This is a genomic window from Bacillus sp. SJS, from assembly GCF_000732485.2.
In the GTDB taxonomy this organism is placed as follows: Bacteria; Bacillota; Bacilli; order Bacillales; family Bacillaceae; genus Metabacillus_B; species Metabacillus_B sediminis.
In genome coordinates, this window is the sequence record NZ_JAQV02000011.1 from 1 (window position 1) to 25,766 (window position 25,766).

A 25,766-nucleotide genomic window follows, 5' to 3' on the forward strand; every position below is an offset into this window, starting at 1 on the left:
GTTATCCCAGTCTTACAGGCAGGTTGCCCACGTGTTACTCACCCGTCCGCCGCTGACCTCCGAAGAGGTCCGCTCGACTTGCATGTATTAGGCACGCCGCCAGCGTTCGTCCTGAGCCAGGATCAAACTCTCCAAAAAGTAGTTTGACTAGCTCTTGTTTGTTGCTTAAATTAACGTTGGCACTTCGATTTGTTTAGTTTTCAAAGAACTTTTTTTCTGTTGCTCCCGAAGGAACTATCTTAATATACCACCGCGGACTATCTATGGTCAAGGTTTTTCTTAAAGTTTTTTAATCTTTTATGTTTTGGCTGCTAAAGGCTTATGAATAAAGAAAAAAGAGCCTGAAAATGACCGGCTCAGAGAAGAGTTTCTACTATATAAAGATCTATTCTTTTTTCGAGCTGGAGAATCTGATTAGACTCTAAGCGGATGATCGGACGAACCGGTTTCTGCGAATCAGTGAAAATAACCTCCCCGATTGTTCCATCCGATAATTTCACATGTGAACCATTCAGAATACGAGCCAGCATTTTTGAAAGTACATTTACGGCGGTGAGATCAAATTTCCCAAAGCTATCATGCTTGATTTCTTCAAATACCTTAAAAGGTGAAAGTCCGTTTCGGTATGGACGGGGGCAGATCATGGCCATAAACGTATCTGCCAGTGCAACAATTTTTCCGTATGGATGAAGCTGATCGCCTTTTACCCCTAAAGGATATCCGCTCCCGTCCATTCTCTCATGATGCTGCAGCACCCCGACTTTCACTCCTTCTTTAATTACGGCAATATCTTTTATCATTTTGTACCCTTGAATCGAATGCTGTTTAATTTCCGCAAACTCTTTATCTGTCAGAGCAAGCCTTTTAAGCAGGACAGACGGCTGTATTTTAGACATACCGCAGTCGCTCAGTGCACCGGCTAGAGCAATTTGATTAATCTCTCCACTCGGAAAGTTTAATTGATTCGCAATATATGAACTCATGAGAGAGACGGCAAGGCAATGCTGCGCTATGTAATCTTTCCCCGTATAGTAGTTTGGAATATTCAGCAGCTCTTTTGGCTGGTCTTTAAACAAATCGATTAGGGGCAGTACAATTTCCCTTACTTTTGGAATATCGATGGATACGCCTGACTGCCACGAGTTAAACATCCGCTCGAACTGCTCGGTTTGTTTTTTGAATTGAATCGAAATATCCGTAGTTTCCATTTCAATTCGTCCATCTGCTTCATTTTTCTTTTTAATTTTATAGCCTGGTTTAAAAGGCTCTCCGCTTATTAAATAAGGCTCGACCTCTATTTCCTTTACCATAAATGCCCGGAGAACTTCCAGCTTTTCCTCATCCATGACCGTTTCTTTCTTCATTAATGGTTCTTTAGACTTACCATTAATATCTTCTGAGAGAACACACCCGTCAATTATTTGCTCCAATCCTGTCCGCATTTTCGAAACACCCCCCTGTCCTTATATGAGCCGTTTGTCCTATATATTCCTTTTATCGGCAAAAAAAGGGACAACCTTTAATGGTTGTCCCTTTTTTTTACTATTTTTTATTCAGCTGAAGATTCAGGATCATGATGCCCTTCTTCCAGCAACTCTTCTTCTTCTGCAGCAGGCTCTTCTTTTTCAACGAGAGCAACCGTTGCAACATGATGATTTTCACCCAGCCTGATCAAACGTACACCTTGTGTGTTACGTCCCATCGTGGAAATATCGTTAACATCCATACGGATCAGAACTCCATTTGCCGTGATGAGCATCAGATCTTCTTCGCCGGTGGAAGCTTTAAAGGATACAACAGAGCCGTTTTTCTCTGTTATATTGCACGTTTTCAAACCTTTACCGCCGCGGCTTTGAATACGGTACTCCCCAGCAGGAGTCCTCTTCCCAAAACCATTCCGCGTTACAATCAGGATATCTGTGTCTTCTTCCAGAATCTCCATACCGACTACTTCATCACCTTCGCTAAGGTTAATCCCCTTCACTCCAGTAGCGGTTCTTCCCATTTGACGAACGTCCGTCTCAGGGAAACGGATCATCATTCCGTCCTTCGTTCCAATAATAATGTCTTTTGATCCATCCGTAAGGCGGACAGAAATAAGTTCATCCTCTTCGCGCAGTCCAAGGGCGATCAGACCGTTCGTACGGATATTGGCGAACTGGCTAAGCGGAGTCCGTTTGGAAATCCCCTCTTTAGTTGTAAAGAACAGATACCAGTCATCCACAAATTCAGAAACTGGAATAATGGCTTTTACCCACTCATCCCGCTCCACTCCAAGAAGGTTAACGATTGGAAGACCTTTAGCCGTGCGGCCGTATTCAGGCACTTCATACCCTTTCGTGCGGTATACCTTCCCTTTATTGGTGAAATAAAGAATGGTGTCATGGGTTGAGGTTGTCAAAAGCTGATCGACGAAATCATCCTCGTTTGTGCCCATCCCTTGAATTCCTCTTCCTCCGCGCTTCTGACTGCGGTAGGTTGAGATTGGGAGACGTTTAATGTATCCATTATGAGTAAGTGTAAGTACGATGTTTTCTACAGGAATGAGATCTTCATCTTCAAATACCTCTGCTCCGCCGGCAATCAGTTCCGTGCGGCGCACATCATTGAAGCGCTCTTTAATTTCAAGAAGCTCTTCTCTGATGATTTCGAGTACTTTTTCTTCGTCAGCAAGGATGGCCTTCAATTCGGCAATCAGCTGTACAAGACCCTGGTATTCTTCTTCAATTTTTTCTCTTTCCAGACCTGTCAAACGCTGAAGACGCATATCAAGAATCGCCTGTGCCTGCTTTTCGCTGAGTGAAAACTGCTCCATTAAGCCTTGACGGGCAATCTCAGTCGTCTGCGAGCCGCGAATCAAAGCGATGACGGCATCCAAATGATCGAGCGCAATCCGCAGGCCCTCTAAAATATGAGCACGTGCTTCTGCTTTTCTCAATTCAAAGGCAGTACGTCTCTTAATAACAACTTTTTGGTGTTCCAGGTAATGCTCAAGGAACTGCTTAAGGTTCAGTACCTGCGGCTGGCCGTTTGCAAGGGCAAGCATGTTAATACCAAAGCTTGTCTGCAGAGCAGTCTGCTTGTAAAGGTTGTTTAAAAGAACATTCGCATTGGCATCTTTGCGAACCTCGATGACAATTCTCATACCGTTACGGTCGGACTCATCACGAAGATCGGAAATACCCTCTATTTTTTTATCGCGGACAAGATCAGCGATTTTTTCAATTAATCTCGCTTTATTTACCTGGTAAGGAAGCTCGTGGACAAGAATAACTTGTTTGCCTGATGGCTTCTCTTCAATTTCAACCTTTGCACGGACAATGATGGAACCTCTGCCCGTTTCATATGCTTTGCGGATTCCGCTGCGCCCAAGAATCTGGCCGGCAGTCGGGAAGTCCGGACCTGGAATGATTTCCATTAGTTCAGCAATGGTTACATCCGGATTTTTACTAACGGCAAGAACACCGTCAATTACCTCGCCCAGCTGATGGGGAGGGATGTTTGTAGCCATTCCGACTGCGATTCCAGCCGCACCGTTAACTAGCAGGTTCGGGAATCTTGCCGGAAGAACGACTGGTTCTTTTTCTGAGCCGTCGTAGTTATCTTGATAGTCAATTGTATCTTTATTAATATCCCGAAGGATTTCCATTGAAATTTTAGACATGCGCGCTTCTGTATAACGCATCGCAGCTGCTGCATCGCCGTCCACTGAACCGAAGTTTCCGTGTCCGTCTACAAGCATGTACCGGAAGTTGAAATCCTGCGCCATCCTGACCATTGTGTCGTAAACAGCGGAATCACCATGGGGGTGATACTTACCGATTACTTCACCGACGATACGTGCCGACTTCTTAAAGGGCTTGTCGCTCGTCATGCCGAGATCATTCATCGCATACAAAATTCTGCGGTGGACCGGTTTCAATCCATCGCGCACGTCAGGCAGTGCACGTGATACGATGACGCTCATCGCATAATCCAGGAATGAAGAACGCATTTCCTGGCTAATATTTATTTCTTTCACTTGAGGTGTTTTATCTTCAGCCATGTTTAAACCTCCCCAGAACTTTAGTTTGGGAGTTAGAAAAAACTATCTCCGTTTATATGAAAATCATTTCAAAGATTTTATGTAGTTTGAAATCAGGCCATATTCTCCATTATATCAATAATCCCTTTATATTACACGTCTATTGGCGAAAAACTCCTTTCTTTGTGAATTTTTGATCAAAAAAAGAACCTCCAGCAATAAACTGGAGGTTCTTCTCTAAAAAACCTATTTCAATTAGTTCAGTCTTCTTTTTCGAACAATTGTTGCAATAGCAGCAAGGGCCAGGATGAATCCTGAAACACTCATCCAAATCAATGAAGAATTTCCTGAATCGGATGTTCCGCCCATACCTGTTTTTGGCATTTCGGTAGGCATGCTGCTCATAAACTTATCAGGGTATTGATCTACGATTGCTCCTGAAACACCAAGACCTACACCAAACATATGATTATAGGCTTCATGGATGCTGTCATAAGCCATCTCGTAGTCTTTTTCGTTGTAGCTGTTAAAAGCGTTTAGCAATTGATCAATATGCACTTCCAAACCTTTTTCCAGATCCGCTGCTTTTAATCTGCCTTCTGTTGCTGTATCCAGGAATTTTGCTTGTTCTGCACGATATTCATCCAGCTCCTTTAACGCCATTTCTTTTGCTTTTTCATCCTTCGCACCTGTAGCCTTCACATAGTCTACAAGATAGCCAATGTGGCTGTTCCAGATTTTTTTATACTGCTCTCCGCCTTCTTTTCCGTATACGGATGCAACAGCAGCTGATAAATCATTTGTATTTTCGTTAAGGGCAGCGGCAGCCTCATCAAAGTCTTCTGTCCCGTCAATTCCTTTTTGCATCGCTAAGGCTGCAAGAGCGGCATGCTCGGAGAACAGGTAGTTTAAATCAGCTCTGAGATTGGCTGCAGGAGTATCAACCGATTTTTTCTCGAATTTATCAGGGAATTGATCTGTAATCGCCCAAGAAAGGCCTTTTCCTACTCCATACATATGCTTAATGGATTCTCTAACTGTGCTGTAAGTTGTATCATAGTCTTTTTCTGTATAGCTATCAAATGCTGTAATTAATTCAGTTACGTGCATTTTTAGGCCTTCTTCAAGATCTTTCGCTTTTAGACGGCCTCCTGTTGCTTTATCTAAAAATTGGGCTTGTTCAACACGATATTCATCAAGATCTTTTTTCGCCTTCATTTTGCCATCTTCATCTTTTGCAGCGGTTGCTTTGACATAATCTACGAAGTAGCCGATGTGGCTGCCCCAGATCTCCTTGAACGCATTGCCTGCTTCTTCACCGTAAACGGAACCGACTGCCGTTGATAGTGCATCCGTATTCTCATTCAGCTGAGCAGCTGCCGCATCGAAATCTTCTTTTCCGTCAATGCCTTTTTGCATCGCTACGACAGCCAAGTATGCATGTTCTGAAAGAATAGCATCAAGCTGTGCTCGTAAGTCGATCGCAGGATTAGAGACTTCGGTTGACATTTTCATATTGCCGGAATGATTCATTGAATGTCCTTCATTTGCTGAAGCAACACCCGCTGCTGGTACTAATAGTGCGACGCTTAGAGGTACAGCCAACCATGTTCTTTTCATTTTCATATGAACCTTCATTTTCATCTCTCCTCAAATGCTTTATTTACTAAGTAAACGGAGGGGGATGAAAAATGGATCACACCTTTAGAACATATTTATTTTATTGCACCCTTTGTAACTCCGCTGATTATCCATTTTTGCGCAATGATATAGACAAGAATCATGGGCGCTAATGCCATCAAGTAAGAAGAGAAGGCTAAATTATAATCGGTGTTGAACTGTCCCTGGAAGACGAATTGCACGAGCGGCAGAGTGGAGAGCTCCCTGTCGCTGATGATGACGAGCGGCAGCATAAAGTCGTTCCAGGCCCACAGAGTCGTCAATATGCCGACTGTTGCGTTCATCGGCATAAGCAGAGGGAAGATGACCTTCCAGAAAACCACCCATGTACTCGCTCCATCCACAATCGCTGCTTCTTCCAATTCTGCTGGTATAGACTTGATATACCCTACATACAAAAACACGTTAAAAGCCAATCCGTATACAACATAAAGAAAAATCAACCCAACCAGGTTATCGAGATTCCATTGTGCTGTCTGCTTGACAATCGGCAGCATGATGATCGGAAAAGGAATAAACATCGCACTAACCAGGTAGTAAAAAATAAACTTATAAAATTTTTTGTGCATATTGCGCGCAATGGCGTACGCGACCATTGAGTTCGTAAGCAGAGTCAGAACAACAACGAAAATTGTAATGAATAAGCTATTGCCCATCGCCTGAAAAAAGTTTGTCACCTCGATTGCCTGTGCATAGTTGGAAAAGTTCCATTGCTCCGGCAGGGCGAGAAGGGATTTCCCCATCTCTTCCGGCGTTTTAAATGAGATCGTAACAGCGAGATAAAGCGGAAAAAGAATCAGCAGGGAACCCGCGATTAAAAGACCTGTAATAAGCCAGTTTGTTTTGCCTTTTTTCATCACAGTTCCACCTCTCTTCTTTGAAGATAGCGCAGCTGAACTACAGAAATAATCACAATGACCAAGAAATAGATGACGGCATTGGCAGACTGATAGGCGAATTCTCCGCCCTCAAAGCCGCCGCGGAAAATCAATAAAGAAATCGATTCCGTTGATGTACCCGGGCCTCCGCCTGTCATCGCCATAATATGGTCAAACACCATCAGGAAGTTTTTCATTGCGAGCACCATGTTGATCGTGAAGAATGGTGCAATCAGAGGAAACGTAATGCTCCAGAACTTTTTCCAGGTCCCTGCTCCATCAATGCTTGCTGCTTCATACAGCTCCTCCGGGATCGTGACGAGACCGGCCAGATAAAGGATGGTGTTAAAAGCAACGCCTTGCCATACGGACACCACGATAATCCCAATCCAGGCAGCATCAGGCTTTCCAAGGATATTTTCTGCAAGGGCATTGATGCCAAGCGCTTGAGCAATATCCGGAATAAAAAAGGTGAAAATGAAGTTGAAAATGTACCCAACGATCAAAATACTGAGGATATTCGGAAGAAAATAGACAGCCCGTAGCGTCTTTGAAAATTTGATTTTTGAATTTAGTCCGATGGCAATAACCAAACTGAAGATATTAACTAATATTGTCGCGATAATTGCAAATTTGAACGTAAATCCATAGGCCTGAAGTGCCCGCTCATCCTGAAAAACATTAAAATAGTTTTTCAGTCCGACAAAATTCCATTCGCCGTAGCCTTTATAGTCGGTAAAGCTGTAATAGATTCCCTGCAGCGCCGGATATGTATGAAAAATGAAAAAGAGAATAAGCGCAGGAATGGTCATGAGCATGAAAGCCCGTTGTCTTGATTTCATCCGTCTGGTCCCCCCTTAAGGCGAAATTAGTAGCGATTTTGAACCTTATCCCATTCCCGGTCCATTTTGCGTAAAAAAGCCTCTTTGTTTTTGCTGATTAAAAATTCCTGAATGATTCCCTCTGGACGTATTGCTCTCGGATAGGAATGGTCAGGGAAGCCGGTTAACTGCTCGTTTTTAAAACTATCCTGGATTCCTTCCATCACGGGGTCCTCCTGAATCACTCCTTCAAGTGCAGAAAAGGCTTTTTGTTCTTCGATATACCGTTTGGATTGCTTCTCCTCCAGCATAAAGGCTAAGAACTTCTTAGCTTCTTCCGGATGTTCGATGTCTTTATTCATTGTCAAAAGTACGTCGACTCCTAATACAAGATTGTTTTGATCAGGCTGATCTGTTACCGGGAGCGGAAAAACCCCAAGCTCCAGTTCCGGATTAATTTTCTGTATTTCCGGGATTGCCCAGTTTCCCTGCAGATAAAATACACCGTCGCCATTTGCAAATGCTTTGTTCCCATCTGCATAGCCGTATCCGTAATTATTTTTATGGCCATATTCCAAGAGAGTCAGCATCTTATCCGCCACTTCAGAATAGTTTTTTTCAAAGCTTGCTTCCCCTTTTCGTTTTTTCTCCGCAAAGTTTTCACCCTGCAGATTTCCTGCAATTGAATTCCACGGAATCATCCCTGTCCAGGCATCTTTGAGAGTGAAGTAAATCGGTACATCGCCGGCCTGCTTCACTTTCTCCAGCTGTTCTGTAAATTCACTCCATGTTTTGGGAGCGTCAAATCCGTACTTTTGGAATTTTTCTTTGTTGTAAATCACTACGTTCGCATTGGTTGAATAGGGAATACCGTATGTACCGCTCTGTTCATTGGAAAGAGTATTAATCATTTCTAAATAGGAAGGCTTCACTTGATTGAGAAGGTCTGTTTTGGAAAAATCATAAAAGATTCCTGCGTTTGCCAATTCTCCGTAGGATCCGTTTCCACCAATGGCAAGCATGTCCGGCATGTCCTCTTTCACGAGTCTGGTTTTAAGGACTGTGTCTGCTTCAGGAGGTGCATTAAGCTGAATATCAATCGCTGGATTTTTCTTTTCAAATTCAGCGATGAGGCCTTCAAAGGTTTTGACATTCTCAGATTTATTGGAAAACAGCTCAAGCTTCACTTTCCCGGCAGACGAAGTATTCTCAGCCTGGCATGAAGTAAGCAAACCCATACCGATGAGCAGAAAAACACTGTACATCAATCGTTTTCTTAACATGATGAGCACTCCTCCTTCGTTTGGTAAACGTTTACGTAAATGGGTAAAAAAATATGCGTGTAAACGTTTACGTTAATCAATGAATTTATCATACCAAGAGCCCGGCTTATTGTAAACTCTTACATACCATTTCTTTTCTGCTATCTCCGTGCTTTTCCCCACAAAAAAACCCGCTCATTTAAGCGGGTCTTTTTTTAATAGCTCTGTTAAATTTGGCTGTTGATTGCAGCTAGCAGGCGTTCGCCTTCCACTCCAATCAACAGGTGTTAAAAATCAACACCAGACTTTAACATAGTTTTTTTATTAAATATCAAGATTTTTAACATACCGGGCATTTTCTTCAATAAAGTTCCGGCGCGGCTCTACCTTGTCACCCATAAGGATATCAAACGTTTCGTCCGCTTCAATGGCATCCTGAAGGTTGACCTGCAGAAGGGTTCTTGTATCAGGATCCATCGTTGTTTCCCATAGCTGCTCAGGGTTCATCTCTCCAAGACCTTTGTAGCGCTGAATGCCTGGTTTCGGATTTTGCGGCAATTCTCCAAGAATGCGCTCGAGCTCACGGTCGTTGTATGCATACTCGATCCGCTTGCCCTGCTGAATTTTGTAAAGCGGCGGCTGGGCAATGTAGATGTAGCCACTTTCAATAATTTCACGCATATACCGGTAGAAGAATGTCAGAAGCAATGTGCGGATATGCGCTCCATCGACATCGGCATCTGTCATGATGACAATTTTATGATATCTTGCTTTTGCAATATCAAAATCCTCGCCGATTCCCGTTCCAAGAGCGGTAATGATCGTGCGGATCTCATTGTTGGATAGAATTTTATCAAGACGCGCTTTTTCCACGTTGATGATTTTTCCGCGGAGCGGCAGGATTGCCTGGAAATGACGGCTGCGTCCTTGCTTCGCGGAGCCTCCGGCAGAATCTCCCTCAACGACATACAGTTCGCTGATGGATGGATCTTTAGAAGAACAATCCGCAAGTTTTCCCGGAAGGTTGGAGATCTCAAGCGCACTTTTGCGGCGTGTCAGTTCTCTCGCCTTTTTGGCAGCCATTCTGGCACGTGCGGCCATCAGACCTTTTTCTACGATTTTTTTCGCAACCTGCGGATTTTCAAGCAGGAAGGTTTCGAAGCCCTGGTCGAAAAGTGAATCCGTTACGGTACGCGCTTCGGAATTTCCAAGCTTCGTTTTTGTTTGTCCTTCAAATTGCGGATCAGGATGCTTAATGCTGACGATTGCGGTAATTCCTTCCCGGACATCTTCACCGCTCAGGTTCGCATCATTGTCCTTGAACACATTTTGTTTGCGGGCATAATCGTTGATTACACGGGTAAGGGCTGTCTTGAACCCTGCCTCATGCGTCCCGCCCTCGTACGTATGAATGTTATTAGCAAACGAATAAATGCTCGTTGTATAGCCTTCGTTGTATTGAAGGGCAATTTCAATCGTAATCCCGTCTTTTTCCCCTTCAAGGTAAACAGGCTCTTCATGAATCACTTCTTTTGTGCGGTTTAAATGCTCTACATAGGATTTAATTCCGCCCTCATAGTGATATTCATTTTTGCGTTTATTCTCGCGCTTGTCTTCAATGACAATGTTGATGCCGCGGTTAAGGAACGCAAGCTCTCTTAAACGGTTTGCCAGTGTTTCATAGTCATACTCTGTCGTTTCCGTGAATATTTCATCATCAGGCACAAAGTGAATAATGGTTCCTGTTTTGTCGGTTTCCCCAATAATCTCAAGATCGCCCTGAGGTACACCGCGCTCGAAGCGCTGGTAGTGGATTTTCCCATCACGGTGGACTTTGACTTCAAGCAAAGTGGAAAGGGCATTAACAACAGATGCACCAACACCGTGAAGACCTCCGGAAACCTTATAGCCTCCGCCGCCGAATTTACCTCCGGCATGGAGTACGGTCATGATGACTTCAACAGCCGGCCGTCCCATTTTTTCATGGATTCCAACCGGAATTCCGCGGCCGTTATCGGTTACGGTAATGCTGTTGTCCTCTTCAATAATGACGTTAATTTCATCACAGTGACCAGCGAGTGCTTCATCAATACTATTATCAACAATTTCCCAGACTAAGTGGTGCAAGCCTCTGGCGCTTGTCGAACCGATGTACATTCCGGGACGCTTACGAACCGCTTCAAGGCCTTCAAGTACCTGTATCTGGTTTTCATCATATGCTTGTTGTTCCATTTGTTTTTGTTCCATGGCCAATTATGTTCACCTACTCTTTACGACTTATGGTGCCATTATGCTGATTTTTCGGGTGGAATCTATATCAAACGCGATATGCGCTCTTTTTTTGAGTGTGCTTGATGACAGGGGAGAAAAATAAATATGTTTTTCTGTTACAACGATCGATTTCGCATCTCCCTCGGAAAGCTGAATCACTTTCTCCTTCTGCTTCTCCAAAAACTCGGAAACAATATCAGATGTCTTGGATGAGGGGTAATCCATAATAAAAATGACATCTTTGGATGGCACGACAAAGTCATCTCCTAAATGGATATACATGCTGCTCACCTCGATTCGTTTGAATCCAGCTCACCAGAAGATACCCGGTAGGAAGCTGCTTCTTTTAATGTCTGATGATCAATTCCTTCTACACTCGTCGTTGTAACGAATGTCTGGACCCTTCCCTGAATCGTGTTCAAAAGGTGGGATTGCCGGTAATCATCCAGTTCAGAAAGCACATCATCCAAAAGTAAAATCGGATATTCTCCAATTTCTTCGTGTATCAATTCAATTTCTGCAAGCTTTAAAGAAAGAGCCGTCGTCCGCTGCTGGCCTTGTGAGCCGAATGTTTGAACATCACGTCCATTAACAAAAAACAGCAGGTCATCCCTATGCGGTCCGGCAAGTGTCGTTCCACGCTCGATTTCTCGTTCTTTTATTTTATCAAACTTTTCCAAGTATACTTCTATCATTTTCGACAAATCCGCATCTTCTGATACCTCAGTGGAGGATTTATATTGGATAGTCAGCGTTTCAAGACCTCTCGAGATGCCTGAATGGATGGGCTGGGCCCATTTCTCCAGCTGATCAATAAACAATCTCCGTCTTCGGTACAGCTTGGCAGCTGCTTCGCTCAGCTGCTCTGTCAAAACCTCAAGCATCGTCCGGTCATGCTGTTTCCTGATTTGCAGCTGCTTTAAGTAATGATTCCGCTGCTGAAGGATTTTCTGATAGTGGCTCAGGTCATGCAAATAGACAGCCGAAACCTGTCCGATCTCCATATCGACAAACCTTCTCCTTACCTGGGGGCTTCCCTTAACAAGGTTCAGATCTTCGGGAGCGAACATAATAACATTGACTGCCCCAATATACTGGCTTAGCTTCTGCTGTTCCAGATGATTAATTTTCGCTTTTTTTCCTTTTTTGGAAAGGACAAGCTGCATTGGAATAGCTCCGTTAGCTTTTACGACCCTTCCCTCTATTTTAGCATATTCTTCATCCCAGCGGATAAGATCTTTATCATTGGAGGTACGGTGGGATTTTGCCATAGCCAGGACATAAATCGCTTCCATCATGTTTGTTTTTCCCTGAGCGTTTTCTCCGATAATGACGTTCACTTTATTTTCAAAAGAAACCGTCAGTTCCGGATAATTACGATAATTTCTTAGCTTCAGCTCTTGTATATGCATCTTCCCACCAACTTTGCTCTATTCATGCGTGCTGATTACAACAAACGATCCAACCCCGGGAACCTCGACTGTATCCTGGTGTCTCAGCTTCTTGCCGCGGCGGTTTTCCGATTCACCGTTCACAAAAACTTCGTGCTCGCTCAAAAACCATTTCACCATCCCTCCGGACTGGATCACATCCGCAAGCTTCAGAAATTGTCCTAACGTAATAAATTCCGTATCGATTTGAATGTGCTGCTTTTCACTCATGCTCTTACCTCCCAATCATTCAAAATCTAATCGCTGCATTTCGGCGTACCCTCTATTTTACCTATTTTCTGCTGAAAAGGAAAGAGGACAGCTCCTTGTTATACAACAACCTGCAGTAAGGTATTTCTCTAAAACGAACAGTGTCCATTCCTCGTGTACAAAAAAGAAGGCTGACACATTCATGCCAGCCATGTTGCTTTTGAGTTTAATACGTACGAACCGGAAGAATCAGCTGAAGAATGGTATCATCCTCTGGCGTACGAATCAGGAACGGTCTCATTGCACCTGTAAAGCTTACTTTGATTTCGCTGCTTTCAAGTGCTTTTAAAGCATCCATCATATATTTTGCGCTGAAAGAAATTTTTAATTCCTCTCCGGAAATTTCCTCTGTTTGGACTTCTTCTATAACCTTTCCGATTTCTGGAGAGTTAGAAGAGATCTCGAGCATGCCGCCTTCTAAAGTCGACAGTTTCACGACATTGTTCCGGCCTTCTTTTGCAAGAAGCGAAGCACGGTCGATGGATTGAAGAAATTCTTTTGTCTGAACAAGTACATCCGTTTTGCTTTCATCGGGGATCAGACGGGATGTATCCGGGTAGTTGCCATCTAAGAGTCTTGAGAAAAACAGAATATTTTTCGATTTAAACAAAACCTGGTTATCTGTGAACACCATTTCCGTCAAATCATTGGAGTCATCCAGTATCTTGCTTAGCTCTGTTAAACTTTTCCCCGGAATCACCACATTGTATTTTCCTTCATGGCCTGCATCAATGCTTGTTTTTCTCAATGCAAGACGGTGGCTGTCTGTCGCGATGCAGGTAAGCTCTCCATCTTCAATTTTCCAATTGACGCCTGTCAAAATCGGTCTCGTTTCAGAGGTCGATACAGCAAAGCCAGTCTGCCTGATCAAGGTTTTTAAAAGATCTGTTGGAATACGGAAAACATTCTCCTCTTCAACATTCGGAAGATGAGGGTATTCCTGAGCATCCTGACCGTTAAGGTTGAACTCAGCTTTTCCAGAACGGATAATCGTTGAAAAATGATTCTGAACTTCCATCTCAACTGTTTCTTTAGGCAGTTTTTTTACGATCTCGCTAAAGAAACGGGCTTGCAGCACAATGCTTCCTGGAGTCTGAACTTCAACATTGATCTTTCCTTTTTCCTCAATCGGGATAAAGGATTCGATGGAAATATCGGAATCACTTCCTGTTAGCGTTACTCCTTCACTGTTGGCCACAATTTTTATTCCGGTAAGAATGGGAATAGTAGTTCGGGAAGATACGGCTTTCATCACGTCTTGCACGCCTTGTGCTAGTTTATCTTTTTGAATGACAAATTTCATTCGATTCCCTCCTGTTCTAACGTCCAAATATATTAAATAATGTTTTAAAAACTAGTAGAAGTACTAGTAGGGCCTGTGATTATGTGGATAACTTCAAAAAGACAAGGAAACACAGTCTATCAACATGTGGATAGACTGTGTATGAATGAGAGAAAGTTATGCACATTATTCACGGTTTAGTTTTTAAGAGATTCTTTAATTTCTTTCACCTGGCGCTGCAGCTGATCATCCACTTGAAGCATTTTGCTGATTTTCTCATGAGCATGGATCACGGTCGTATGATCCCGCCCTCCAAACTCTTCTCCGATTTTAGGAAGAGAAGAATCGGTCAGCTCTCTGGAAAGATACATGGCGATTTGTCTAGGGAACGCGACGGATTTTGTCCGTTTTTTCGCTTTAAAATCTTCCAGCCGGACCTGGTAATGCTGACCGACGGTTTTCTGAATATCCGTAATGGTCACCATCCGCGGCTTCGAGCTTGGAATAATATCCTTTAAAGCCTCTGCTGCTAGATCTGCGTTGATGTCTTTATTAATCAGCGAGGAATAGGCTACTACACGAATGAGTGCTCCTTCAAGCTCCCGAATATTCGAATCAATCTGGTTTGCTATGTACAGCATCACCTCATTCGGAATATCGAGCCCTTCTGCTTTCGCTTTTTTGCGAAGAATGGCGATTCTTGTTTCAAGGTCCGGCGGCGTGATATCCGTAATCAAACCCCATTCGAACCGGCTTCTTAAGCGGTCCTCTAGCGTTGGAATTTCTTTTGGCGGCCTGTCACTGGAAATGACAATCTGCTTGCTTTCTTCATGCAGCGTATTGAACGTATGGAAAAATTCTTCCTGAGTCTGTTCTTTCCCTGCCAAAAACTGAATATCATCAATTAGCAGAACATCCACGCTTCGATATTTATTGCGGAAATCGACTGCTTTGTTGTCACGAATCGAGTTGATGAATTCATTGGTGAACTTCTCAGAAGATAAGTAAACAACCTTTGCAGATGGGTTATGGTCAATGACATAATGTCCGATTGCATGCATTAAGTGGGTTTTACCCAGTCCTACTCCCCCATATATAAAGAGCGGATTATAGGCTTTCGCCGGTGCTTCCGCTACAGCAAGTGATGCGGCGTGGGCAAACCGGTTGCCGGATCCGATAACAAACGTGTCGAACGTGTATTTCGGGTTCAGCATGTTCTGCGGAATTTCAATTTGATCGTCTCCATCTTTTTCAGGAGGCTTTGCCGGTGTCTTCGGAATAAAGTCCTCTTCATCCTGATTCAGCGGGATAATGAATTTAACGGCCAATTCTTCTCCCGTCAATTCATAGATAATATTGGCGATTAAATGCAGATAGCGGCTCTCAAGCCAGTCTCTCGCAAATTCGTTTGGTGCTGTAATCGTCAGTGTGTCCCCCTGAAGAGCATGGGCTTTTGTCGATTTGAGCCACGTATCATAACTGGGTTTGCTGATTTTCTTTTCAATCTCTCCCAGCGCCTTAGTCCATAAATCCGAAATATTTTCCATTAGCTGCTCTGTCCCTCCTTATCCAAGACTCTTTATCTATCTTTATTTATTTTCGGCAACGAAAAAAACAGGTATACTGGCAGCCTTGTACAGAAGTTGTACAAACACTCCGGCACCCTTTGAATATTTATTCATCGATATTGAATTGTTGATAACGATATAATATAGTAGAAAAGCAGGTTTTCGACAAAATGCCCCTTGCTGTGGACAAGCTTACGAACACGATGTTATCAACTTTCCACACGTTATCCACAAACTGTGGATAAGCGAATTCCGGTCATTTCGTTATCAAGAGTGAAAACACAAATATAATATCAAAATAAACCAATTGTTGCAATGGGGGCTAAAACTTATCCACAGAAGAAACAGCCTGTCGAAAAAAATTGTCCACATTCCTGGATTTTGTGAAAAAGGTGTCGATAAAGGGTGTGGATAATAAAAAAATGGCGAAAAAGTTGTCCACAGGGCAAGTTTGACTGGAGATCGCACCTTAAAAAAAAGATTGCCGACTCTATTTTTTTTGGCTATTGACATTTACATGGTAAGGTCTCTATACTTGTAAGGACTGTCTTTAACAGCTATTCCTCAGGGAGGTGCATATAATGAAACGTACTTATCAACCAAATAAACGCAAACACAGCAAAGTACACGGCTTCCGTGCGCGCATGAGCTCTAAAAATGGACGTAAAGTTCTAGCTGCTCGCCGTCGTAAAGGAAGAAAAGTATTATCCGCATAAGCCACTGAACACGTCAGTGGTTTTTTTTTCATTAAAATCGTTTTTAACACCCGAAAATGGGCAACCCTTTAAGGGGAAGAAAAGAACAGAGAGCAATAAAAGCGGAGTGGAGTCAGCATGAAAAAAAAGAACCGGATCAAAAAAAACGAAGACTTCCAGCAGGTATTCAAAAAAGGCAAATCCATTGCGAATCGGCAATTTGTTATTTATACGCTTCATAGAGCAGAAGAAAAAGAGTTCAGACTTGGATTATCCGTTAGCAAAAAGATAGGAAATGCCGTGACGAGAAACCGGGTAAAACGGCTCGTTAAACAGATTTTTTTGGAAGAGAAAGATTTCCTTTCTACAGGGAAGGACTATATTGTTATCGCCAGGAAACCGGCGGCCGAATTAAATTACGAGGAAGTTCGAAACAGTCTGTTTCACCTATTTAAAAAGGCAAGGCTTTTGACCAAGAAAAAAAATGGTGAAAAATGATGTCATTAAACGTTTGAAAAGAAAAAACAAATTCTAAATAAAAGATGGTAAAATACTCTTGAACCGCCATTAATCACGGATGGATCAGTAAACTCACAGACAATGAATACATTAAAAATAGACATGCTGTTAGGAGGATACAGTTTGAAGAGGCGTATTTGGTTAGTTCTTGGATTAGTTGGTCTAGTAACCCTCTTATCCGGCTGTACGGAAGTCAATCAGCCGATTACGGATAAAAGTACAGGGTTTTGGAATCAGTATATTGTTTACCCTCTATCATGGGTTATTACCTATTTTGCAGATTTGACCGGCGGCGGTGCCGCAACAGCAAACTACGGATTGGCTATTATTATCGTAACCATTCTTATCCGTTTTGCGATCCTGCCTCTGATGATCAAACAGACAAGAAGCTCAAAGGCTATGCAAGCGCTGCAGCCGGAAATGAAACAGCTTCGCGAGAAATACAGCTCTAAAGATCAGCAGACACAGCAAAAGCTTCAGCAGGAAACGATGGCTTTGTTCCAGAAACACGGAGTTAATCCTCTGGCAGGATGCTTCCCGCTGCTTGTCCAAATGCCGATATTGATCGGGTTCTATCATGCGATTATGAGAACGGAAGCCATTAAGGAGCACGCATTCCTATGGTTCGATCTTGGTGATAAAGATCCATTCTATATTTTGCCGGTTGTCGCCGGGATCACGACGTTTATTCAGCAGAAAATTATGATGGCCGGTACAGAAAATCAAAATCCGCAGATGGCTATGATGGTATGGCTGATGCCGATTATGATTGTTATTTTCGCTATTTCATTCCCTGCCGCCCTGTCCTTGTACTGGGTAGTCGGAAATATCTTTATGATTTGCCAATCATTGCTGATTAAAGGTCCTGATTTAAAAGCAAATGCTCAAAAAACTCCTCAAAAAGCAGGAGCTAAAAAGTGATTGAGGCAACAGCTGCCGGTTCAACCGTTGAAGAAGCAACTCAAGCCGCGCTGAAAAAGCTTAATGCGAAAAGAGAAGACGCCGAAATTGAAATCGTGATTGAAGGAAGAAAAGGGTTCCTTGGCTTCGGCAAAAGAGAGGCAGTTGTAAAAGCTGTCTTGAAACCATTGGATCCTTCTCCAGAGGAAGAAATGGTGCAGCCTGAAGAAGTTTTCGCTGAAGCGGAACCTCTTCAGGAAGAGCCGAAGCCCGCGGTTAAAAAGGCAATCAATGAAAAACCTGGTGAGGAAGCTCATGCCTACTTGCTTCAGGTGATCGAACAGATGGGTGTAAAAGCCACTGTAGAGAAGATTCAAAAGGGGCGAAATCTCACCTTCCTGATTGAGGGTCAAGACATCGCTCTTCTGATTGGCAAGAGAGGCCAAACACTGAATTCCCTTCAGTATTTAACTCAGCTTGTCGCCAACCGTCATTCGGATCAGTATTTTCATGTAACGGTGGATGCCGAGTCCTATCGGGAACGCCGTGAAGACATACTTGTCCAGCTTGCGAACAAGCTTGCCAATCAGGCGCTGGCGTCATCAAAGGAAGTGGCCCTTGAGCCAATGCCTTCCTATGAAAGAAAAATCATACACGCTGCGCTTGCACGCAACAAAAAAGTCGTCACATTTTCCGCAGGAGAAGAACCGAGGCGTCATATAGTCATTGCTCCAAAACGATAACCAGCCCTCAGCGGCTGGTTTTTTTATGGGCTTTTTTTCTGAATAGACTCAGTGTTCCGTGGAAGCAATCAATCCCCCGCCCGCTAAACAAAAAAAGTTTGCGGGAAAAGCGTTTGAGAAAAAATCAGATTGCATTCACATTCGCCCAAGTAATTTTATGAACAGCTGATAAAAAACACACGTTAATTCCTGCTACAAATATTGTTATTCACATGTGGATAAGTTAAAATATAGGGCGAACGATAGATTCTCTGTGAATAACTCCTTCTACCTCCAAACTTCCTTTTACCTGCCGAATATGGTATCTTAAAGTTTTGATGACCTTCTTTTTTATTTAATCACTTTCCCATATAGATAGATTGCATTAGAGTGAGGTGAACGACTTGGAATTCGACACAATTACAGCCATATCCACACCTATGGGTGAAGGAGCAATCGCCATTGTCAGATTGAGCGGTGATGAAGCGGTAGCGATAGCGGACCGTGTTTTTGCAGCGCCTGCAGGAAAAAAGCTTAAGGACGCAGCATCCCACACTATTCATTACGGGCATATCATCGATCCTGAAACAAATGAGGTTGCAGAAGAAGTGATGGTTTCCGTTATGAGAGGCCCGAAAACCTTTACCCGTGAGGACGTAATCGAAATTAACTGCCATGGAGGACTCGTTTCGGTAAATCGGGTTCTTCAGCTTGTGCTGAATAGCGGAGCCCGAATGGCAGAGCCCGGAGAATTTACAAAACGGGCGTTCATGAATGGACGGATTGACCTTTCGCAGGCAGAAGCAGTCATGGATCTGATCCGGGCCAAAACGGATAAAGCCATGAACGTAGCACTTGGACAGATGGATGGCCGTCTTTCAAAGCTTGTCAGAAAGCTTCGCCAGGAAATCCTTGAAACACTGGCCCATGTGGAAGTTAATATTGATTATCCTGAGTATGATGATGTGGAAGAAATGACGCATCAGATGCTTGTAGAAAAAGCGACTTATGTCAAGACTGAAATAGAGAAGCTCCTCCAGACTTCAAGTCAGGGAAAAATACTGAGAGAAGGACTGTCCACTGTCATCATCGGGCGTCCGAATGTCGGAAAGTCCTCGCTGCTTAACAGTCTGGTTCACGAAAATAAAGCGATTGTTACGGATATACCCGGAACAACGCGCGATGTGATTGAAGAGTATGTAAATGTAAGAGGCGTTCCTCTGAAGCTTGTAGACACAGCCGGTATCCGTGAGACCGAGGACATCGTTGAACGGATTGGGGTTGAGAGGTCCCGCCAGGTTTTGAAGGAAGCCGATTTAATCCTGCTTGTACTCAATTACAGTGACGAGCTCACATTTGAGGATGAGCAGCTGTTTGAAGCGGTAAAAGGCATGGACGTCATTATTATTATCAATAAAACGGACTTGCCACAAGCGATTGATATGGATAAGGTCAGCCTTCTGGCAAATGGGCGCCCTGTCGTTGCGACATCCCTTAAAGAGGAAGAAGGAATCGATAAACTTGAAGAATCGATTCAATCTCTATTCTTTAAAGGAGACATCCAGTCTGGTGACATGACGTACCTTTCAAACACGAGACATATTGCTCTGATGACTCAGGCAAAGCGATCCATTGAAGAAGCACTCAATGGAATTGATGCCGGAATGCCCGTGGATATGGTTCAAATCGATTTGACGAGAGCGTGGGAGCAGCTTGGAGAAATTATCGGGGACTCTGTACACGAAAGCTTGATTGATCAGCTGTTCTCTCAATTTTGCCTTGGAAAATAAGGCCGGCCTCATCGGTTCAGCCTTCAATAAATTGGATATAGATGAAATAAGCAGCTTTACAACTAAAGGAGGAAACAACATTGGCATACCACGCTGGTGATTATGATGTAATCGTCGTTGGTGCAGGCCACGCAGGTGTTGAGTCCGCTCTCGCATCCGCGAGACTGGGCGCAAAAACGCTCGTTCTTACGATCAACCTTGATATGGTCGCTTTCATGCCCTGCAATCCGTCCGTCGGAGGACCAGCTAAAGGCATCGTTGTACGGGAAATTGATGCGTTAGGCGGCGAAATGGGTAAAAATATTGATAAAACGCATATACAAATGAGAATGCTGAATACCGCTAAAGGTCCTGCTGTAAGGGCACTGCGTGCGCAGGCGGATAAGTTTACGTATCAGCATGAAATGAAAAAAACGATGGAAAACGAACCGAATCTGACCCTCATGCAGGCCATGGTCGACAGCCTGATTATTGAAGACGGCGAATGCCGGGGTGTTATCACCCAAACAGGCGCAGAATACCATTCTAAAACTGTTGTTCTAACAACAGGTACTTTCCTGCGCGGACGCATTATTTTGGGCGATCTTTCCTATTCCAGCGGACCGAATAATCAGCAGCCATCCATTAAGCTTTCCGAGCATTTGCAGGAGCTTGGCTTCGACCTTGTCCGTTTTAAAACAGGTACTCCTCCCCGTGTCAACAGCAAAAGCATTGATTACAGCAAAACGGAAATCCAGCCAGGCGACGAGGAGCCCCGGGCATTTTCCTATGAAACAACCAAATTCATTACAGATCAGCTTCCATGCTGGCTAACCTATACAAGTGCAGAAACACATCAGATTATCGACAGCAACCTGCACCGTTCGCCGATGTATTCCGGTATGATTAAAGGGACAGGCCCCCGTTATTGCCCATCCATTGAGGATAAAGTGGTGCGCTTTAATGATAAGCCGCGCCATCAGATCTTCCTTGAACCGGAAGGCCGCAATACGGAAGAGGTTTATGTGCAGGGCCTCTCTACAAGCTTGCCTGAGGATGTGCAAAAGCAGATTCTCAGCACCATTCCGGGACTTGAAAATGTTCAAATGATGAGACCTGGCTATGCGATTGAGTACGATGCAATCGTACCGACCCAGCTATGGCCGACCCTGGAAACGAAAAAAGTTCCTGGACTTTACACGGCGGGACAAATTAACGGAACCTCCGGCTATGAGGAAGCGGCGGGACAAGGCATTATGGCGGGAATCAACGCCGGTCAAAAAGCGCTTGGCCGCGAAGAAGTCATTCTCAGCCGTTCCGATGCCTATATCGGAGTTCTGATTGACGACCTGGTCACAAAAGGGACGAGTGAACCGTACCGTCTGTTGACATCACGTGCCGAATACCGATTGCTGCTTCGTCATGATAATGCCGATTTGCGCTTGACTGAAACAGGCTATAAAATTGGTTTGATCAGCGACAGCCGCTATCAGACATTCACAGAGAAAAAGGCGGCCATCGAAAAAGAAAAAGTCCGTCTTGCAAAACTGATCCTTAAACCGAATGCCGAAGTTCAGGAACTCATCCGTTCCACGGGCGGAAGCGAGCTGAAGGACGGAATCCGGGCCGGCGATCTTCTGAAAAGACCGGAAATCAACTACAGCCACATTGCGAAGCTTGCACCGGCAGATTCCCCTGTAGACCCTGACGTATCAGAGCAGGTGGAAATTCAGGTTAAATACGAAGGATATATTGATAAATCCCTTCAGCAGGTCGATAAACTTAAAAAGATGGAAAACAAAAAAATCCCTGAGAACATTGACTACGACGCGATAAATGGACTTGCATCCGAAGCGCGCCAGAAACTGAAGGAAGTGCGCCCGCTCTCGATGGCCCAGGCTTCCAGAATTTCCGGTGTGAACCCTGCGGACGTTTCCATCCTGCTCGTTTATATGGAGCAGGGCCGAATCGCGAAAGTCGCAAACGACTAAAGCACAAGAAAGGATTTCGTGATGGACATTTCCTTATTCCAATCCAAGCTTGAGGAGAAAGGCATTTCCCTTTCTCCTGAACAGCTTTCCCAATTTGATACGTACTATCGTCTGCTCGTGGAGTGGAACGAAAAAATGAACCTTACCTCCATTACAGACAAGGAAGAGGTTTATCTGAAGCATTTCTACGATTCAATCAGTGCAGCCTTTCATTTTGATTTTTCAAAGCCGCTTTCCATTTGCGATGTTGGAGCGGGAGCGGGATTTCCAAGCCTGCCGATCAAAATTTGCTTTCCAGAGCTTTCTGTTTCCATTGTCGATTCCTTAAATAAACGGATTACCTTTTTGGAGGAGCTGGCAAAGAGTCTTAAGCTGACCAATGTATCCTTCTATCATGACCGTGCTGAAACGTTCGGCCAAAATAAACAGCACCGTGAAAAGTACGATGTAGTGACAGCACGTGCCGTTGCCCGTTTGTCTGTTTTAAGTGAATTGTGCATGCCTCTCGTAAAAAAAGGCGGGCATTTTGTCGCTTTGAAAGCAGCAGCAGCGGAGGATGAGCTTCAGGCAGGCGAAAAAGCGATTAACGTTCTCGGAGGAAAAACGGAATCGATTCATCAATTCCAGCTCCCGATTGAAGAGAGCGAACGAAACATCGTCGTGATTAAAAAAATAAAGCCGACTCCTGGTAAATATCCGCGCAAACCCGGAACACCTAACAAGACACCAATCGAATGATACATATTTTTAAAAAGTGCCCAAGCAAGCAGGGGCATGCAGGAATTCCGGCTTAAAAAATAGAATTATAAATTGGTAGTTTCCAAAGGTGGTGTACTCACATGAAGCATCCGTTTTCCCGTTTCTTCGGAATAGGAGAAAAGGAAGAAACAGATCAGACGCTAGAAAATTTGGAGAGTGAAGCAGGAGAGGCAGAAATGGAACCAAGAGAAGAAGTCAAACAAATTCCTGTTCTCGATATTACGCCGAACCGATTTCAGCCCCGTTCCATTTTTTCGGATGAAAAAATAGATGAACTGTCCATGACAATCCGTACGCATGGTATTATCCAGCCGATTGTAGTCCGTCCGGCTGATGGCAAATACGAGCTGATTGCAGGCGAACGAAGATGGAGAGCCGTGCAAAGACTCGGATGGGAAACGATTCCTGCCATCATCAAGGATTTTAATGACAAGGAAACCGCATCAGTTGCGCTTATTGAAAACCTGCAGCGGGAAGAATTGTCCGCAATTGAAGAAGCGCTTGCCTATGCAAAATTGCTCAAACTCCATGAGCTTACTCAAGAAGCCCTTGCCCAAAGGCTGGGAAAAGGCCAGTCTACAGTTGCGAATAAACTGAGACTCTTAAAGCTTCCGGATGAAGTGCAAGAAGCCCTTCTTCAAAAACAGCTTACGGAGCGCCACGCCCGTGCGCTTATTCCGCTTAAATTGCCTGAACTGCAGGTGGCTCTTCTGCAGGACATCATAGAAAAACAGCTGAATGTGAAGCAGACCGAAGACCGTGTCGTTAAAATGCTTGAAAAAGATAAACCGAAACCAAAGCCGAAGCGCAAAGCATTCAGCCGCGACACAAGAATTGCCATGAACACGATCAGGCAGTCGCTCACGATGGTTGCGGATACCGGTGTTCAAATCAATTCGGAAGAAGAAGAATTTGAAGAATACATCCAATTCACCATCAAAATTCCGAAGTAACTCTCTAATCCTGTGATTGGGGAGTTTTTTTTACTACGATAAGAATGTATAAATTTCTACCTAATCATCTTTCTTTGTATAAGTTGATTTGTCCAGCTCCAGCGCCTAGCCCCTCGAGGTCACTTCAGAGAATCCAGCAAAGTCAAAACCGGACTTAGCTGGATTCACTTCCAGTGCTTGTCGGGGCTGTTCAAGGCGCTTGCGCTTTTCTAGACATGTTTTTCAAGAATTTAGAAAAATCCAGAGCGACGGTCACTCATTTTTTGTTAAAATAGAATAATAGCTTTATGCCGCTGATCAGATATATGCGACGTCCGGCCTTTGAAAAGGAAGAAGATTATAGAGATGCAGGAGTAGGTGAACCTCGTGGGAAAGATTATTGCCATAACGAATCAAAAAGGTGGAGTCGGCAAAACGACGACCTCCGTAAATCTTGGTGCATGCCTTGCCTATATAGGGAAAAAAGTCCTTTTAGTCGATACAGACCCTCAAGGCAACGCAACGAGTGGAATAGGGATTGAAAAAGCAGATGTCGAGTATTGCATATACGATATTCTCGTTGAAGATAGAGAGGCAGCCGCCGCCATTTGTCCAACAGCCGTAGAAAACCTTCACGTAATACCCGCAACCATTCAGCTGGCAGGAGCGGAAATTGAACTCGTTCCGACTATTTCCCGGGAAGTAAGATTAAAAAGAGCACTCGATAAGGTAAAGCATAACTATGATTATGTCCTGATCGATTGTCCCCCGTCGCTTGGTCTGTTAACCATTAATGCATTAACAGCTGCGGATACAGTCATCATCCCGGTGCAATGTGAATATTACGCCCTTGAAGGACTGAGCCAGCTGCTGAATACCGTCCGGCTCGTTCAAAAGCATTTAAATACGAACCTGATGATCGAAGGTGTCCTGCTGACGATGCTCGATGCCAGGACGAACCTCGGAATTCAGGTTATAGAAGAAGTGAAAAAATATTTCAGGGAAAAAGTGTACCGTACGGTTATTCCAAGAAATGTAAGGCTGAGTGAGGCGCCAAGCCATGGACAGCCGATTATTCTGTATGATGCACGCTCTAGAGGAGCGGAAGTGTACCTGGATCTTGCCAAGGAGGTGGCTGCGAATGCCTAAAGGACTGGGGAAAGGTTTGGAAGCGCTTTTACAGGCGAGCAAAGAAGAAATGGTACAGGAATTGAAAATGAAAGAATTGCGCCCTAACCCCTATCAGCCCCGCAAGACCTTTCAGGAGGATGCGATTGAAGAATTAAAGAATTCAATTCTTCATTACGGGATTCTGCAGCCGATTATTGTCAGGAAATCCATTAAAGGCTATGAAATTGTCGCGGGTGAAAGACGATTCCGTGCGGCCAAGCTCGCCGGACTTGAAACAATCCCGGCAGTCGTAAGGGAATTGGACGATAAGAAAATGATGGAGCTTGGATTGCTTGAAAATCTGCAGCGTGAGGATTTAACTCCTGTTGAGGAAGCGCAGGCTTATCAGTCCCTTTTGGATGAACTGAATATAACTCAGGAAGAGTTGGCTAAGCGCTTAGGAAAAAGCCGTCCGCATATTGCCAATCATCTCCGTTTGCTGACGCTTCCGGCAGCAATACAGACGATGATCAATGAAGGCAAGCTTTCCATGGGGCATGGGCGAACCATTCTCGGATTGAAGAAAAAAGAAAAATACCAATTATTGGCTGAAAAAATAATAAAAGAACAGCTTAACGTCAGACAAACCGAAATTCTCGTTCAGCAGCTGAACGAAAGCGGAGGCAAAGCTCCGGATCCAAAAAAACAGCTGAAACGGGACCTCTTTCTTGCGGAGCGTGAAACCTCCCTTCAAGCCTATTTCGGAACGAAGGTATCTATTAAACAGCAGCACAATAAAGGGAAGATTGAAATTGAATTTACCGATTCAGGAGATTTAGAACGAATTCTCGAACTCCTGGCCATGGAAGAATCCTCCTAACCG

Annotated in this window: 22 protein-coding genes and 1 rRNA gene; 10 read left to right on the forward strand and 13 right to left on the reverse strand. The window is 44.0% G+C overall.

What is annotated here, in order from left to right; all coding sequences use genetic code 11:
- From AS29_RS05635 to dnaA, 13 genes are all read right to left on the reverse strand, one after another.
- A 16S ribosomal RNA gene (locus tag AS29_RS05635) occupies positions 1–138 on the reverse strand; the annotation flags it as partial.
- Between the two features lie 218 nt (positions 139–356).
- A complete protein-coding gene (locus AS29_RS05640) occupies positions 357–1,442 on the reverse strand; it encodes an HD-GYP domain-containing protein (protein ID WP_035408446.1) in 1,086 nt (361 codons plus the stop codon).
- A 107-nt stretch (positions 1,443–1,549) separates the two neighbouring features.
- Positions 1,550–4,045: a DNA gyrase subunit A gene (gene gyrA, locus AS29_RS05645; RefSeq protein ID WP_035408448.1), complete on the reverse strand. Its 2,496-nt coding sequence runs from the start codon at positions 4,043–4,045 to the stop codon at positions 1,550–1,552.
- Positions 4,046–4,279: 234 nt separating this feature from the next.
- Positions 4,280–5,650 carry a hypothetical protein gene (locus AS29_RS05650; protein ID WP_035408530.1) on the reverse strand — a complete coding sequence of 457 codons (1,371 nt, stop codon included), beginning with the start codon at positions 5,648–5,650 and terminating at the stop codon, positions 4,280–4,282.
- Positions 5,651–5,739: 89 nt separating this feature from the next.
- On the reverse strand, positions 5,740–6,561 hold the full coding sequence (locus AS29_RS05655; protein ID WP_035408450.1) for a carbohydrate ABC transporter permease: 822 nt from the start codon (positions 6,559–6,561) through the stop codon (positions 5,740–5,742).
- Positions 6,561–7,424, reverse strand: a complete 864-nt coding sequence (locus AS29_RS05660; protein ID WP_035408452.1) for a carbohydrate ABC transporter permease — start codon at positions 7,422–7,424, stop codon at positions 6,561–6,563. Before AS29_RS05660 ends, AS29_RS05655 begins: the two co-directional genes overlap by 1 nt.
- 26 nt (positions 7,425–7,450) lie before the next feature.
- Positions 7,451–8,686 (reverse strand): ABC transporter substrate-binding protein, encoded by a 1,236-nt coding sequence (locus tag AS29_RS05665; RefSeq protein WP_035408454.1) that lies wholly within the window; start codon positions 8,684–8,686, stop codon positions 7,451–7,453.
- 303 nt (positions 8,687–8,989) lie between these two features.
- The gene (gyrB, locus tag AS29_RS05670) at positions 8,990–10,912 is read right to left on the reverse strand and encodes a DNA topoisomerase (ATP-hydrolyzing) subunit B (RefSeq protein WP_035408532.1); all 1,923 of its coding nucleotides are present in this window, start codon (positions 10,910–10,912) and stop codon (positions 8,990–8,992) included.
- A gap of 30 nt (positions 10,913–10,942) precedes the next feature.
- Complete coding sequence (gene remB / locus AS29_RS05675; protein ID WP_035408456.1) at positions 10,943–11,218, reverse strand: extracellular matrix regulator RemB; 276 nt, start codon at positions 11,216–11,218, stop codon at positions 10,943–10,945.
- A 5-nt stretch (positions 11,219–11,223) separates the two neighbouring features.
- Entirely contained in the window at positions 11,224–12,348 is a 1,125-nt protein-coding gene (recF, locus tag AS29_RS05680) for a DNA replication/repair protein RecF (RefSeq protein ID WP_035408458.1), read from the reverse strand.
- Positions 12,349–12,366: 18 nt separating this feature from the next.
- The gene (gene yaaA / locus AS29_RS05685) at positions 12,367–12,597 is read right to left on the reverse strand and encodes a S4 domain-containing protein YaaA (protein WP_035408461.1); all 231 of its coding nucleotides are present in this window, start codon (positions 12,595–12,597) and stop codon (positions 12,367–12,369) included.
- Positions 12,598–12,802: 205 nt separating this feature from the next.
- Entirely contained in the window at positions 12,803–13,939 is a 1,137-nt protein-coding gene (gene dnaN / locus AS29_RS05690) for a DNA polymerase III subunit beta (protein ID WP_035408463.1), read from the reverse strand.
- Between the two features lie 176 nt (positions 13,940–14,115).
- On the reverse strand, positions 14,116–15,465 hold the full coding sequence (dnaA, locus tag AS29_RS05695; RefSeq protein ID WP_035408465.1) for a chromosomal replication initiator protein DnaA: 1,350 nt from the start codon (positions 15,463–15,465) through the stop codon (positions 14,116–14,118).
- A gap of 602 nt (positions 15,466–16,067) precedes the next feature.
- Between dnaA and rpmH the strand changes: the two genes are divergently transcribed.
- The 10 genes from rpmH (at position 16,068) to AS29_RS05740 (ending at position 25,763) form a co-directional block, all read left to right on the forward strand.
- Positions 16,068–16,202 carry a 50S ribosomal protein L34 gene (gene rpmH / locus AS29_RS20950; RefSeq protein WP_082883743.1) on the forward strand — a complete coding sequence of 45 codons (135 nt, stop codon included), beginning with the start codon at positions 16,068–16,070 and terminating at the stop codon, positions 16,200–16,202.
- A 117-nt stretch (positions 16,203–16,319) separates the two neighbouring features.
- A complete protein-coding gene (gene rnpA / locus AS29_RS05700; RefSeq protein WP_035408467.1) occupies positions 16,320–16,679 on the forward strand; it encodes a ribonuclease P protein component in 360 nt (119 codons plus the stop codon).
- Between the two features lie 123 nt (positions 16,680–16,802).
- Complete coding sequence (gene spoIIIJ / locus AS29_RS05705) at positions 16,803–17,621, forward strand: YidC family membrane integrase SpoIIIJ (RefSeq protein WP_156505875.1); 819 nt, start codon at positions 16,803–16,805, stop codon at positions 17,619–17,621.
- The gene (jag, locus tag AS29_RS05710; protein WP_035408470.1) at positions 17,618–18,343 is read left to right on the forward strand and encodes an RNA-binding cell elongation regulator Jag/EloR; all 726 of its coding nucleotides are present in this window, start codon (positions 17,618–17,620) and stop codon (positions 18,341–18,343) included. The genes spoIIIJ and jag overlap by 4 nt, the downstream gene beginning before the upstream one ends.
- A gap of 383 nt (positions 18,344–18,726) precedes the next feature.
- Positions 18,727–20,112 carry a tRNA uridine-5-carboxymethylaminomethyl(34) synthesis GTPase MnmE gene (mnmE, locus tag AS29_RS05715; RefSeq protein WP_035408472.1) on the forward strand — a complete coding sequence of 462 codons (1,386 nt, stop codon included), beginning with the start codon at positions 18,727–18,729 and terminating at the stop codon, positions 20,110–20,112.
- 80 nt (positions 20,113–20,192) lie between these two features.
- Complete coding sequence (gene mnmG / locus AS29_RS05720) at positions 20,193–22,082, forward strand: tRNA uridine-5-carboxymethylaminomethyl(34) synthesis enzyme MnmG (RefSeq protein WP_035408474.1); 1,890 nt, start codon at positions 20,193–20,195, stop codon at positions 22,080–22,082.
- A 21-nt stretch (positions 22,083–22,103) separates the two neighbouring features.
- On the forward strand, positions 22,104–22,820 hold the full coding sequence (gene rsmG / locus AS29_RS05725; protein ID WP_035408476.1) for a 16S rRNA (guanine(527)-N(7))-methyltransferase RsmG: 717 nt from the start codon (positions 22,104–22,106) through the stop codon (positions 22,818–22,820).
- 101 nt (positions 22,821–22,921) lie between these two features.
- Positions 22,922–23,794 carry a nucleoid occlusion protein gene (gene noc, locus AS29_RS05730; RefSeq protein ID WP_035408478.1) on the forward strand — a complete coding sequence of 291 codons (873 nt, stop codon included), beginning with the start codon at positions 22,922–22,924 and terminating at the stop codon, positions 23,792–23,794.
- Between the two features lie 366 nt (positions 23,795–24,160).
- The gene (locus tag AS29_RS05735) at positions 24,161–24,922 is read left to right on the forward strand and encodes a ParA family protein (protein WP_035408480.1); all 762 of its coding nucleotides are present in this window, start codon (positions 24,161–24,163) and stop codon (positions 24,920–24,922) included.
- Positions 24,915–25,763 carry a ParB/RepB/Spo0J family partition protein gene (locus tag AS29_RS05740; RefSeq protein ID WP_035408482.1) on the forward strand — a complete coding sequence of 283 codons (849 nt, stop codon included), beginning with the start codon at positions 24,915–24,917 and terminating at the stop codon, positions 25,761–25,763. The genes AS29_RS05735 and AS29_RS05740 overlap by 8 nt, the downstream gene beginning before the upstream one ends.
- Positions 25,764–25,766: the final 3 nt, after the last annotated feature.

What these genes read in the sequence shown, in the direction of transcription:
- recF (WP_035408458.1), bottom strand. Translation starts at nt 12,348, where the DNA reads ATGCATATACAAGAGCTGAAGCTAAGAAATTATCGTAATTATCCGGAA.
- AS29_RS05740 (WP_035408482.1), top strand. Translation starts at nt 24,915, where the DNA reads ATGCCTAAAGGACTGGGGAAAGGTTTGGAAGCGCTTTTACAGGCGAGC.
- yaaA (WP_035408461.1), bottom strand. Translation starts at nt 12,597, where the DNA reads ATGAGTGAAAAGCAGCACATTCAAATCGATACGGAATTTATTACGTTA.
- remB (WP_035408456.1), bottom strand. Translation starts at nt 11,218, where the DNA reads ATGTATATCCATTTAGGAGATGACTTTGTCGTGCCATCCAAAGATGTC.
- gyrA (WP_035408448.1), bottom strand. Translation starts at nt 4,045, where the DNA reads ATGGCTGAAGATAAAACACCTCAAGTGAAAGAAATAAATATTAGCCAG.
- noc (WP_035408478.1), top strand. Translation starts at nt 22,922, where the DNA reads ATGAAGCATCCGTTTTCCCGTTTCTTCGGAATAGGAGAAAAGGAAGAA.
- gyrB (WP_035408532.1), bottom strand. Translation starts at nt 10,912, where the DNA reads ATGGAACAAAAACAAATGGAACAACAAGCATATGATGAAAACCAGATA.
- AS29_RS05640 (WP_035408446.1), bottom strand. Translation starts at nt 1,442, where the DNA reads ATGCGGACAGGATTGGAGCAAATAATTGACGGGTGTGTTCTCTCAGAA.
- AS29_RS05650 (WP_035408530.1), bottom strand. Translation starts at nt 5,650, where the DNA reads ATGAAAATGAAAAGAACATGGTTGGCTGTACCTCTAAGCGTCGCACTA.
- rpmH (WP_082883743.1), top strand. Translation starts at nt 16,068, where the DNA reads ATGAAACGTACTTATCAACCAAATAAACGCAAACACAGCAAAGTACAC.
- rnpA (WP_035408467.1), top strand. Translation starts at nt 16,320, where the DNA reads ATGAAAAAAAAGAACCGGATCAAAAAAAACGAAGACTTCCAGCAGGTA.
- rsmG (WP_035408476.1), top strand. Translation starts at nt 22,104, where the DNA reads ATGGACATTTCCTTATTCCAATCCAAGCTTGAGGAGAAAGGCATTTCC.
- AS29_RS05665 (WP_035408454.1), bottom strand. Translation starts at nt 8,686, where the DNA reads ATGTTAAGAAAACGATTGATGTACAGTGTTTTTCTGCTCATCGGTATG.
- AS29_RS05655 (WP_035408450.1), bottom strand. Translation starts at nt 6,561, where the DNA reads ATGAAAAAAGGCAAAACAAACTGGCTTATTACAGGTCTTTTAATCGCG.
- AS29_RS05660 (WP_035408452.1), bottom strand. Translation starts at nt 7,424, where the DNA reads ATGAAATCAAGACAACGGGCTTTCATGCTCATGACCATTCCTGCGCTT.
- dnaN (WP_035408463.1), bottom strand. Translation starts at nt 13,939, where the DNA reads ATGAAATTTGTCATTCAAAAAGATAAACTAGCACAAGGCGTGCAAGAC.
- dnaA (WP_035408465.1), bottom strand. Translation starts at nt 15,465, where the DNA reads ATGGAAAATATTTCGGATTTATGGACTAAGGCGCTGGGAGAGATTGAA.
- spoIIIJ (WP_156505875.1), top strand. Translation starts at nt 16,803, where the DNA reads ATGCTGTTAGGAGGATACAGTTTGAAGAGGCGTATTTGGTTAGTTCTT.